We start from the raw sequence: 12,131 nt of genomic DNA on the forward strand, positions 1-12,131 counted from the left end.
CCGACCAGCTTCTTCACGGCGAAGGCGGCGGAAGCCAGGCTTCGCTAAATTCAAACCAGCCGCGAGGGGTGAGTCGAACGCCGTTAACGCCCGGTGGGGCGCTGATGCGATAGTGATAATTAAACAGCGGCGTAAGTGTGGCGTCATCCATCAGGTTGGCAAAAACTTGTTGTAGCGCGGCGCGGCGATCTTTTTCATTGGGCTGAATTTGCAGAGCGTCAAGCGTAGCCTGCAGATGGGAAAACGCAGGCGCGTCCAGGACATGTGACCAGATCTGATCGCAACGTAGCCACTGCTCCAGCGTATATTCCGGCGCTTCGCCGATCAGCCTGTCGCCCATCATCAGATCCGCTTGCGCCAACGCAGGGCAGTTATCCCAGTTTTTGGCATTATGAAAAATCAACGTTAACTCACAGCCGAGCGTTGCCAGGTAATGTCGAAGCTGTTCCGCCATCGTATGCAGCTCTACGGGAAGGTGATACGCCAGGGTAAGTTTTTTCGGCAATGGGGTTTCATCAACGTCCTGCCATTGCGGGATTGTCCAGCCGGGTAGCAGCCCCTGACTTGGCATAATCAAGTTCTCATCTACCGGTAAGGTTTTCAGCAGCGAAGTATGATGGATAATATGTATCAGACGCCGCGCCTGCTGTACGTTGAGCCGTGAGCCCTTTTTGAGGGTTAAATAACAAAAGCCAAGACTGATACCACTACTTACCTGACTCAGCGTCGCCAGCTCTTCCGGTTTGCCGATGGCAATCTGCACCGGATGGCGGCAACTGGTGCCCAGATCCTGGGCAAACAGTTGCGGGGTGATCCAGAATTCAATCGCTTTCAGCAGCGGATGGCTGAGGTGATAATGGTCATGACTTTCCAGACGCACCAGTTCCGGCGTGAACAACGCCAGGCGAAAAGGACCGGTGCCGATAAGCGGCAGGTCAGGATGCGCCAGACCGCTACAATAGCTCGCCAGACGATGCGCCAGCCAGTAATCAGGTCGGTGAAGGAGAAAGGTCAGGCACTGAGGATGCGTTACTTCGATCCGTGCGACGCTAATAAACAATTTGCTTAGCGCCGGTAGGGTAAGCAGCCTTTCCAGGCGTTCGTGTAGCTGCGCGGTATCCACCGCATCGCCATTATGCCAGTGCAGCGTGGAGCGAATATAAAAATCCCAGCGTAAACCGTCGGCGGAAACCTCCCAGTGATGCGCCAAATCCCCGCAAGGATATTGACTGTCGCGGTCGAAGCGCGTTAACCCGGAAAAAACTTGCCCTGCGAGATGCTGTTCCGCGCGTCCTGGCAGAAAACCCGGCTGCAGCGGATCAAGCGGACGATAGTAGGGAATACGCAATGTCGGCGTATCGTTTTGCCATTGGCCGCCCATAAAAGGCTGGAGCATCGCCCGTAACTCGCCCGGCGCCAGCTGCGCCAGTTCCAGTACGTTGAGCTGCTGCCCTTTTTCCAACGCCTGTTCCATCATGGCGGTGCGGAGCGATTCCGGCGTGACCAGAAACTGGAGCCGTCCACGTTTCCCGCGCCCGGACTGCGCCTCCCATCTTAGCCAACCTGCCTGCTGGGCCTGACGCAGCAGCGTTCGCAGATGGCGCTCGCTACAAAAACAGCGTTCGGCCAGTTCGCTAACGGTGACATGTTGCGTTTCCCCGGCGGAAGGCTGCCAGAGGCGTTGATATTGATTAAGCCGATTCAGTAGCCTCATAGAAACCCGGAACACTTCCTTTTATCTGTTCACTATTACTTCCGTATATCTCAGGTAATACTGAACAACAAGTTAACCGCGTCACAGTGTGGAGAAAGAGATGGCCCGTCTGGCAGCATTTGATATGGATGGCACGTTATTAATGCCCGATCACCATTTGGGTAGAGAAACGATCGCCACGCTGGCGCGTCTGCGCGAACGCGATATCACCCTGACATTCGCTACGGGTCGTCATGTGCTGGAGATGCGGCATATTCTGGGGACGCTTTCACTGGATGCTTATCTTATTACCGGTAACGGGACGCGAATTCACTCGCTGGAAGGCGACGTGCTGCATCGTCAGGATCTCGATCCTCAGGTTGCCGATACGGTGATGCACCATGCCTGGGATACCCGAGCCAGTATGCATGTGTTTAATGACAACGGCTGGTTTACAGGCCAGGAGATCCCCGCGCTACTCCAGGCGCACGTCTACAGCGGCTTTCGTTATCAGGTTATCGATATAAAAAGCATTCCGGCCCATCAGGTGACGAAGATCTGTTTTTGCGGCGATCATGACGATCTGATCCGTTTGCGCATTCAGCTCAATGAGGCGCTGGAAGAACGCGCTCATCTCTGTTTCTCTGCCGTCGACTGCCTGGAAGTGCTACCGCTGGGGTGCAATAAAGGATCGGCGCTGGCGGTATTGAGCAACCATTTAGGGCTTTCACTGGCAGATTGCATGGCGTTTGGCGACGCGATGAACGATCGGGAAATGCTGGGCAGCGTCGGGCGGGGGCTCATTATGGGCAATGCCATGCCGCAGCTTATCGCCGCGCTGCCACACCTTTCGGTTATCGGACATTGTGGTAATCAAGCGGTATCACACTTTTTGACGCATTGGCTGGACAATCCGCATCTACCTTATTCCCCCGAATGAGAGATCTCTTCCAGCAAGCCAGACATTCAGTCTGGCTTTTTTTTGTTTCTAGTCGCCGGTAAGTAATTTTTCGATGGCCGCTGACCACGGCGTCAAATCGCCGATATGGTCGCTAACCCAGGACGGATGGTAATAGGTATCCAGATAGCGATCGCCGCTATCGCACAATAACGTCACGATAGCGCCGGTTTCTCCAGCCTCGCGCATCCGGGCCGCAAGCTGCAGCGCTCCCCACATATTCGTGCCGGTAGAGGCGCCGACTTTACGGCCCAGCTGCGTTTCCAGCCAGTGTGCGGTGGCAACGCTGGCGGCGTCCGGCACGCGCAGCATCTCATCCACGACATCCGGAATAAAAGAAGGCTCTACTCGCGGACGACCAATTCCTTCAATTTTACTGCCCACCGGGCTGCGTAATGAAGCGTCGCGATCCTGCCAGTAAGGTAAAAAGACGGAATTTTCCGGATCCACCACCATGAGCTGAGTATCATAGCCCTGGCAGCGAATATAGCGCCCAATCGTCGCAGAGGTTCCGCCCGTTCCGGCGCTCATGACGATAAATCGCGGTACCGGATGGGGTTCGTTGCGCATCTGGCGGAAAATACTGTCGGCAATATTATTGTTGCCCCGCCAGTCGGTAGCTCGTTCTGCGTAGGTAAACTGGTCCATATAGTGACCGTTCAGTTCATGCGCCAGCCGCTCGGAGGCGGCATAAATTTCGCAGGCGCTCTCCACAAAATGACAGTGGCCGCCGTAAAATTGAATCTGTTCGATTTTACGTTTTGCGGTACAGGCGGGCATGACGGCGATGAACGGCAGTCCCAGTAAACGCGCGAACCAGGCTTCGGAAATCGCCGTTGAGCCTGATGACGCTTCAATAATCGGAGTGCCTTCTTTAATCCAGCCATTGCACAGCCCATAAAGGAACAGCGAGCGCGCCAGACGATGCTTGAGGCTACCGGTGGGATGCGTGCTTTCGTCTTTCAGGTAAAGCTGGATACCTGGAAATGCCGACAGGGGCAAACGAATAAGATGCGTATCCGCCGAGCGCTGGTGGTCAGCGTTAATTTCATTAATGGCATTTTTAACCCAATTGCTACTCATCATTAATATCCATTTATCATTTGGTGCCAAGAGTAGCGAAAAGTACGGAAAAAATTGTTGCTATTTGGCCTTTAAATTACAATGTAAGGAGAAAAATATTCTCTATGGAGTGGGTATGTTAGATAAAATTGACCGTAAACTGCTTTGCTTATTGCAGCAGGACTGTACCCTCTCTTTGCAGGCGCTGGCGGATGCCGTTAATCTGACGACAACGCCTTGCTGGAAGCGGCTTAAACGCCTGGAAGATGACGGTATCCTGCTTGGCAGGGTCGCGCTGCTGGACCCGGAAAAACTGGGGCTGGGGTTAACCGCTTTTGTGTTGATAAAAACGCAGCACCACAGCAGTGAATGGTACTGTCGGTTCGTGACCGTCGTCTCTGAGATGCCGGAAGTGCTTGGCTTCTGGCGGATGGCGGGGGAATACGACTATCTGATGCGAGTTCAGGTGGCCGACATGAAGCGGTATGACGACTTCTATAAACGTCTGGTCAATAGCGTCCCAGGACTGTCAGACGTCACCTCCAGTTTTGCGATGGAACAGATTAAGTACACCACCTCTCTGCCCATTGAATAATTCTCCCGGCATTGCCGGAAATCATATCAGGAAATAACGCGTGCGATTATTTGCTCAATTAAGCTGGTACTTTCGCCGGGAATGGCGTCGCTATCTTGGCGCAGTGGCCCTGCTTATGCTTATTGCGATGCTTCAGCTGATCCCGCCCAAAGTGGTGGGGATTGTCGTGGATGGCGTAACCGCACAGCATTTTACTCCAGGCCGAATAGCGATGTGGATTGGCACCATTGCCCTGATCGCCGTAGTGGTTTATTTGTTGCGCTATGTCTGGCGCGTGCTGCTATTTGGCGCTTCTTATCAATTAGCCGTCGAACTGCGTGAAGATTATTATCGCCAGCTGAGTCGTCAGCATCCTGAATTTTATCAGCGCCATCGGACGGGCGATCTTATCGCGCGTGCGACGAATGATGTGGATCGCGTCGTATTTGCGGCGGGCGAGGGCGTTCTGACGCTGGTTGACTCGCTGGTAATGGGCTGCGCGGTACTGATTGTCATGTCGACGCAAATTAGCTGGCAGCTAACGCTATTAGCGCTGTTGCCGATGCCGATTATGGCGCTGATGATCAAACGTTACGGCGATCGGTTGCATGATTATTTCAAACTGGCGCAGGCCGCCTTCTCCAGCCTGAACGACCGCACGCAGGAGAGTCTGACCAGCATCCGCATGATCAAAGCGTTTGGTCTGGAGGACCGCCAGTCTTCGCTGTTTGCGGCGGATGCCGAAGATACCGGCAAGAAAAATATGCGCGTGGCGCGTATTGACGCGCGTTTTGATCCAACCATTTACATCGCCATTGGCATGGCGAACCTGCTCGCGATTAGCGGCGGAAGCTGGATGGTGGTTAACGGCAGCCTGACGCTGGGCGAACTCACCAGCTTTATGATGTATCTGGGGTTGATGATTTGGCCGATGCTGGCGCTGGCCTGGATGTTTAATATCGTGGAGCGGGGTAGCGCCGCTTACAGCCGCATCCGCGCCATGCTGGCGGAAGCGCCGGTAGTTAAGGATGGCGAAGAGCCGGTCCCGGCGGGGCGCGGCGAACTGACGGCGGCCATTCGTGAGTTTTGCTATCCGCAAACGACGCATCCGGCGCTGGAGAATGTGAACTTTCGTCTTAAACCGGGTCAGATGCTGGGGATATGCGGTCCGACCGGCGCGGGGAAAAGCACAATCTTGTCGCTTATCCAGCGCCATTTTGATGTGACGCAGGGAGAAATCCGATTCCATGACATGCCGTTGACGCATCTGCAACTGGATAGCTGGCGTAGCCGACTGGCGGTCGTCAGCCAGACGCCGTTTTTGTTCTCGGACTCTATTGCCAATAATATTGCGCTCGGACGCCCGGAGGCGACTCAGGAGGAGATTGAACAGGTGGCGCGTTTAGCCAGCGTACATGAGGATATTCTCCGTTTGCCTCAGGGCTACGACACGCAGGTAGGTGAACGTGGCGTCATGTTATCGGGTGGGCAAAAACAGCGTATCTCGATTGCCAGAGCGCTACTGTTGAATGCGGAAATTCTGCTTCTTGATGATGCGCTCTCAGCAGTAGATGGCCGCACGGAGCATCAGATTTTGCATAATTTGCGCCAGTGGGGCGAAGGGCGTACGGTCATCATCAGCGCGCATCGTTTATCCGCGCTGACCGACGCCAATGAAATTATCGTTATGCAACATGGTCATGTTGTTCAGCGCGGCGATCACGATCAACTGGCGCAGCAGATTGGCTGGTATCGCGATATGTATCGCTATCAGCAACTGGAGGCCGCGCTGGATGACGCGCCGGAACGCGGCGAGGAGGCGGTGAATGCGTAGTTTTGGACAGCTATGGCCGACGCTGAAACGGTTACTGGCGTATGGCTCGCCATGGAGAAAACCGCTCTCTGTCGCGGTGATGATGCTGTGGATTGCGGCGGCGGCGGAGGTTAGCGGTCCGCTGTTGATCAGCTATTTCATTGATAACATGGTGGCCCGCCACCATTTACCGTTGGGCAAGGTCGCGGGGCTGGCGGCCGCCTATGTGGGGCTACAATTTCTGGCGGCGGGTCTGCATTACGCCCAGTCTTTATTATTTAACCGGGCGGCCGTTGGCGTAGTTCAGTCCTTGCGCACGGACGTCATGGATGCCGCCTTGCGCCAGCCGCTAAGCGCCTTCGACACGCAGCCTGTCGGACAATTAATTTCACGCGTGACCAACGATACGGAAGTCATCCGCGATCTGTACGTCACGGTCGTCGCAACGGTATTACGTAGCGCGGCGTTGATCGGCGCCATGCTGGTCGCCATGTTCAGCCTTGACTGGCGGATGGCGCTGGTGGCGATTTTGATTTTTCCGGCGGTATTGACCGTGATGATCATTTATCAGCGCTACAGCACGCCGATTGTACGCCGCGTGCGGGCATATCTGGCGGATATTAACGACGGCTTTAACGAAATCATCAACGGGATGAGCGTAATTCAGCAGTTTCGCCAGCAGGCGCGCTTCGGCGAACGCATGGGCGAGGCCAGCCGCTCGCACTATATGGCGCGAATGCAGACGTTGCGCTTGGACGGCTTTTTGTTGCGCCCGCTGCTTAGCCTCTTTTCTGCGCTCATTTTGTGCGGTTTGTTAATGCTTTTCAGCTTTACGTCTGCCGGCACGATTGAGGTCGGGGTGCTGTATGCGTTCATTAGCTATTTGTCACGTCTGAACGAGCCGCTCATTGAACTGACCACCCAGCAATCCATGCTACAGCAGGCAGTTGTGGCGGGAGAGCGTGTTTTTGAACTGATGGATCGCCCGCGCCAGCGCTATGGCAGCGACGACAGGCCGTTGCAAAGCGGGGCGATTGATATTGATCATCTGTCGTTTGCTTACCGCGACGATAATCTTGTTTTACAGGACATTACGCTATCAGTACCGTCCCGTAGCTTTGTGGCGCTGGTGGGGCACACCGGCAGCGGGAAGAGTACGCTCGCCAGCTTATTAATGGGGTATTACCCCCTGACACAAGGCGAAATTCGGCTGGATGGGCGAGAAATCGCCTCTCTTAATCATCGCGTTTTACGCCAGGGCGTGGCGATGGTTCAACAGGACCCGGTAGTGATGGCGGATACCTTTCTGGCTAATGTGACGCTGGGGCGCGATGTCTCCGAGGCGCAGGTGTGGCAGGCGCTGGAAACAGTACAACTGGCAGACCTGGCGCGCGGCCTGAGCGACGGGCTGCATACGCATCTCGGCGAGCAGGGAAATACGCTGTCCGTCGGGCAAAAACAGCTATTGGCGCTGGCGCGCGTGCTGGTTGACGCCCCGCAAATATTAATTCTTGATGAAGCGACGGCCAGCATCGATTCCGGCACTGAGCAGGCGATACAGCAGGCGCTGGCGGCGATTCGCGAGCGCACCACGCTGGTGGTTATTGCCCATCGGCTATCGACAATCGTGGAGGCGGATACCATTCTGGTTCTCCATCGCGGCCAGGCGGTGGAGCGCGGGACGCATCAACAATTGCTGGCGGCGCAAGGGCGCTACTGGCAAATGTATCAATTACAGTTAGTTGGCGAGGAGTTAGCCGCCAGCGTACACGAAGAACCCGGCCCTGCGGCGTAAGGTTTGGCGCCACAGGGCAAAGCCTCGCCCATTATGCACCGTCGTGGTGCGTTTTTCTTTCCCTGCTTCGATTTTGGGGCGCGTCAATATAAAGACGCGCCGCTAACCGCGCTTTTCCTCGCTCGCCAGCTTCTGGCACATCCTTTGCAATATCCATTCTGAAGAGTCCATGCGCGGCGGCAGCCGTTACCTAATTCTGACTGGAGGGTTCTATGAAGCTGGTTACCGTGATTATCAAACCGTTCAAGCTGGAGGACGTGCGGGAGGCGCTTTCTTCCATTGGCATTCAGGGACTGACCGTCACCGAAGTGAAAGGGTTTGGCCGTCAGAAAGGACACGCCGAACTGTATCGCGGCGCGGAGTACAGCGTGAATTTCCTGCCGAAGGTCAAAATTGATGTGGCTATCGCCGACGACCAACTGGAAGAGGTGATCGATATCATCAGTAAAGCGGCTTACACCGGAAAAATTGGCGACGGCAAAATTTTCGTCGCGGAGCTCATGCGCGTTATTCGGATTCGTACCGGCGAAGCTGACGAAGCAGCGCTGTAAGACCCGCCACACAGCAACAGGAAATGAAAAAATGAAGATAGCGATGATAAAAACCACACTGGCTTCACTGGCGCTGCTGCCTGGGCTAACGATAGCCGCGCCGGCGGTTGCCGATAAAGCGGATAGTGCTTTTATGATGATTTGCACCGCGCTGGTGCTGTTCATGACGATACCGGGTATCGCGCTGTTTTACGGCGGATTAATTCGCGCCAAGAACGTGCTGTCAATGTTAACGCAAGTGACCGTCACCTTTGCGCTGGTCTGTATTTTATGGGTGGTGTACGGCTATTCGCTGGCTTTTGGCGAAGGGAATCATTTCTTCGGTAATGTCGATGGGGCGATGTTGAAGAATATCGCGTTGACGGCGGTAACGGGTACGATTTATCAGTATATTCATGTCGCGTTTCAGGGATCTTTCGCCTGTATTACCGTCGGGCTGATTGTCGGCGCGTTGGCGGAGCGTATTCGTTTTTCGGCGGTACTGATTTTTGTCGTGGTGTGGTTCACGCTCTCTTATATTCCGATTGCGCACATGGTGTGGGGCGGCGGCCTGCTGGCTGCTCACGGCGCGCTGGATTTTGCCGGTGGTACGGTGGTGCATATTAACGCCGCTATCGCCGGGTTGGTGGGGGCTTATTTAATTGGCAAACGCGTCGGCTTTGGGAAAGAAGCATTTAAACCCCATAACCTGCCGATGGTCTTTACCGGTACTGCGATTCTGTATATCGGCTGGTTTGGATTTAACGCGGGTTCTGCGGGGAGCGCAAACGAGATAGCAGCGCTGGCCTTTGTGAACACCGTGGTGGCGACCGCCGCCGCGATTCTGGGGTGGATTATCGGCGAGTGGACGCTACGCGGTAAGCCTTCCCTGCTGGGAGCGTGTTCCGGCGCGATTGCCGGTCTGGTCGGCGTGACGCCAGCCTGTGGCTATGTTGGCGTTGGCGGCGCGTTGGTTATCGGCGTTATTGCGGGGCTGGCGGGATTGTGGGGAGTCACCATGCTTAAACGTCTGTTACGGGTAGATGATCCGTGCGACGTATTTGGCGTTCACGGCGTTTGCGGAATAATCGGCTGTATCCTGACCGGCGTTTTTGCCGCCAGTTCGCTGGGCGGCGTTGGCTTTGTCGACGGCGTTACGATGGGACATCAGGTGATGGTACAGCTGGAAAGTATTGCTATTACGGTCGTCTGGTCCGGTATTGTCGCGTTTGTTGGTTACAAACTGGCGGATATCCTTGTTGGACTGCGTGTACCGGAAGAGCAGGAGCGCGAGGGGCTGGATGTGAACAGTCACGGCGAGAATGCGTATAACGCGTGATTGCGCAACATGCCTGATGGCGCTGCGCTTATCCAGTTTACCGTAGGCCGGATAAGCGCAGCGTCATCAGGCCATTAACGCCGCATAGCGGCATGTTTTTTAATTGTGATTACGCATTACCCCTTCCTGCACGGTTGAAGCGACCAGCGCGCCATCCTGAGTATAAAACTCGCCGCGAACAAAGCCCCGGGCGCTGGAGGCGGAAGTGCTCTCCACGCTATAAAGTAGCCATTCATTAAAATTGAACGGACGATGGAACCACATAGAGTGATCGATAGTGGCGATCTGAATACCCTTTTCCAGAAAACCGATGCCGTGAGGCTGAAGCGCGACGGGAAGGAAATTCAGATCCGAGGCATATCCCAGTAAATATTGATGGACGCGAATGTCATCCGGAACGATGCCATTGGCGCGAATCCATACCTGACGCACAGGCGCGGCGACGTGACCTTTCAACGGATTGTGAAATTCGACGGGACGAATTTCCAGCGGGCGATCGCAGAGAAACTTTTCTTTCAGAATCGGCGGCAGTAAATGCGCCAGCGATTGCGCGATTTCCGTTTCTGACGGTAGTCCTTCCGGCCCGACTGCCGTCGGCATGGTTTTTTGATGTTCAAAACCCGGTTCCGGTGCCTGGAATGAGGCGGTCATGTAAAAGATGGGTTTCCCGTTCTGAATAGCGGCAACGCGGCGGGCGCTGAAGCTATTCCCATCGCGCAGCACTTCTACGTCATAGATAATGGGTTTTTGGCTGTCGCCTGGCCGCAGAAAATAACTGTGGAATGAATGCACCAGTCGCGCTTCCGGCACCGTTTCTTTGGCGGCATAGAGCGCCTGGCCCACCACCTGACCGCCAAATACCTGGCGCAGCCCTAAGTCTTCACTTTGGCCCCGAAAGAGTCCTTCTTCAATTTTTTCCAGATTCAATAATGTCAGCAAATTATTCAGTGTCTGACTCATACATACTCTCCAGGTGACAACGATGCCGAAGCGAGGTAGGGCAGAGTATAACGCAATTTTGCAAGTGGTCCGATGGGTACAAAAGTCTGAATAACAGACCAATTCCAGGCAAAAATGAGTGACATGTGCCACACTTAATCACGTTATGTTTCTGTTAACCACTCTTCCGGCGGGGGGAAAGGCCTGCTGGTGCATTGATGATAAGGAGAATTGAATGAAACTCGTGCACATCGTAAGTGGTTTAGCGGTTGCGATATCTCTGGCGGCCTGCGCTGATAAAAGCGCTGATATCCAGACGCCTGCGCCAAACCCTAACATGTCGATTACAGCTAACCAGTCTACTATTCAGCAACCCAATGTTTCCGGTACCGTCTGGATCCGCCAGAAGGTCGCTCTGCCGCCAGATGCGGTGCTGACCGTGACGCTTTCAGATGCTTCGCTGGCTGATGCGCCGTCTAAGGTGCTGTCGCAAAAAGCGGTACGTACCGAAGGTAAACAGGCGCCTTTCAGTTTTGTGTTGCCGTTTAACCCATCAGATATTCAACCTAACGCGCGCATTCTCCTGAGCGCGGCCATCACCGTTGATAATAAGCTGGTATTTATTACCGATAGCGTGAAACCGGTGATTAACAATGGCGGCACTAAAGCGGATCTGACGCTGGTACCGGTACAGCAAACGGCGGTGCCTGTGCAGGCCAGCGGTGGTGCGACGACGACGGTTCCATCGACTTCGCCGACCCAGGTCAATCCGTCTTCTGCCGTTCCTGCGCCTACCCAGTATTAATCCTGCGCCAACCCTCTCCGTTACGGAGAGGGTTAATACACCCAGCGATAGCGTTGTAAATCGATTTGTCCGCTTCCCGACACCACCACGCCTTCCGCCAGTAATGCCTGACGTTGCCGCTGTAGATCCGGCCCGGTAAGTGATATTGCGCCGTGGCGGTTCACCACCCGATGCCATGGTAAAGTGCTGCCTTCCGGCAGATGTTTTAAAACTCCGCCGACCTGACGCGCCGCCCGAGGCGAACCGGCAAGCCGGGCGACATCGCCGTAGGTCGTGACAAATCCTTCCGGGATCGAAGCGACGATTTGCCAGACGCGTTGAGGAAATGTGTCCTGAATATCCATAATAGAATCCTGCGTTAATGCTTCAGGATAATCTGGAATAAGGGGGGGAGGAAAGCCCGGATGCGCAAGAAACCAGCATCCGATGCCTGATGGGTTGCAATTGCACGATATAGCAGTGATAATGCGCCTGCGCGTTGGTTCACAACGCTCTCAATGGGGGCTCTGTTGGTTCTCCCGCAACGCTACTCTGTTTACCAGGTCAGGTCCGGAAGGAAGCAGCCAAGGCAGATGACGCGTGTGCCGGGATGTAGCTGGCAGGGCCCCCACCCATTTGTGCCT

General features: G+C 54.9%; 10 protein-coding genes, 1 other RNA gene and 1 pseudogene. 8 read left to right on the forward strand and 4 right to left on the reverse strand.

Going from position 1 to position 12,131, the window contains the following annotated elements:
• Positions 1-13: 13 nt before the first annotated feature.
• Positions 14-1,714, reverse strand: a complete 1,701-nt coding sequence (locus tag NAZ64_RS07890; protein ID WP_001238163.1) for an SgrR family transcriptional regulator — start codon at positions 1,712-1,714, stop codon at positions 14-16.
• Between the two features lie 100 nt (positions 1,715-1,814).
• On the opposite strand from NAZ64_RS07890, the gene cof reads away from it, so the two are divergent.
• Positions 1,815-2,633, forward strand: coding sequence for an HMP-PP phosphatase (gene cof, locus NAZ64_RS07895; protein WP_000113030.1), 819 nt, complete (start codon positions 1,815-1,817; stop codon positions 2,631-2,633).
• A 48-nt stretch (positions 2,634-2,681) separates the two neighbouring features.
• Here cof and cdsH read toward each other — a convergent pair whose 3' ends face one another.
• Complete coding sequence (gene cdsH, locus NAZ64_RS07900; RefSeq protein WP_000987851.1) at positions 2,682-3,737, reverse strand: cysteine desulfhydrase; 1,056 nt, start codon at positions 3,735-3,737, stop codon at positions 2,682-2,684.
• A 112-nt stretch (positions 3,738-3,849) separates the two neighbouring features.
• Here cdsH and decR point away from each other — a divergent pair, with 112 nt between their 5' ends.
• The 5 genes from decR to amtB all read left to right on the forward strand — a co-directional run bounded on the left by decR (position 3,850) and on the right by amtB (position 9,764).
• Complete coding sequence (decR, locus tag NAZ64_RS07905) at positions 3,850-4,308, forward strand: DNA-binding transcriptional regulator DecR (protein WP_000884593.1); 459 nt, start codon at positions 3,850-3,852, stop codon at positions 4,306-4,308.
• 40 nt (positions 4,309-4,348) lie between these two features.
• Positions 4,349-6,121: a SmdA family multidrug ABC transporter permease/ATP-binding protein gene (locus tag NAZ64_RS07910; RefSeq protein WP_001235560.1), complete on the forward strand. Its 1,773-nt coding sequence runs from the start codon at positions 4,349-4,351 to the stop codon at positions 6,119-6,121.
• A complete protein-coding gene (locus NAZ64_RS07915; RefSeq protein ID WP_001256070.1) occupies positions 6,114-7,895 on the forward strand; it encodes a SmdB family multidrug efflux ABC transporter permease/ATP-binding protein in 1,782 nt (593 codons plus the stop codon). The genes NAZ64_RS07910 and NAZ64_RS07915 overlap by 8 nt, the downstream gene beginning before the upstream one ends.
• A 212-nt stretch (positions 7,896-8,107) precedes the next feature.
• A complete protein-coding gene (glnK, locus tag NAZ64_RS07920) occupies positions 8,108-8,446 on the forward strand; it encodes a P-II family nitrogen regulator (protein ID WP_000780341.1) in 339 nt (112 codons plus the stop codon).
• Between the two features lie 31 nt (positions 8,447-8,477).
• Positions 8,478-9,764 carry an ammonium transporter AmtB gene (amtB, locus tag NAZ64_RS07925; RefSeq protein ID WP_024797535.1) on the forward strand — a complete coding sequence of 429 codons (1,287 nt, stop codon included), beginning with the start codon at positions 8,478-8,480 and terminating at the stop codon, positions 9,762-9,764.
• A gap of 99 nt (positions 9,765-9,863) precedes the next feature.
• Here the strand turns inward: amtB and tesB are convergent, their stop codons facing one another.
• Entirely contained in the window at positions 9,864-10,724 is an 861-nt protein-coding gene (gene tesB / locus NAZ64_RS07930) for an acyl-CoA thioesterase II (RefSeq protein ID WP_024797536.1), read from the reverse strand.
• Positions 10,725-10,938: 214 nt separating this feature from the next.
• Here tesB and NAZ64_RS07935 point away from each other — a divergent pair, with 214 nt between their 5' ends.
• The gene (locus NAZ64_RS07935; protein ID WP_000779802.1) at positions 10,939-11,508 is read left to right on the forward strand and encodes a YbaY family lipoprotein; all 570 of its coding nucleotides are present in this window, start codon (positions 10,939-10,941) and stop codon (positions 11,506-11,508) included.
• A 32-nt stretch (positions 11,509-11,540) separates the two neighbouring features.
• On the opposite strand, the pseudogene NAZ64_RS07940 reads toward NAZ64_RS07935, so the two are convergent.
• A pseudogene (locus NAZ64_RS07940) lies at positions 11,541-11,931 on the reverse strand (MGMT family protein).
• A gap of 84 nt (positions 11,932-12,015) precedes the next feature.
• On the opposite strand from NAZ64_RS07940, the gene ffs reads away from it, so the two are divergent.
• Positions 12,016-12,112, forward strand: an RNA gene (ffs, locus tag NAZ64_RS07945) — signal recognition particle sRNA small type.
• Positions 12,113-12,131: the final 19 nt, after the last annotated feature.

It is taken from the genome of Salmonella sp. A1325 (assembly GCF_056991255.1).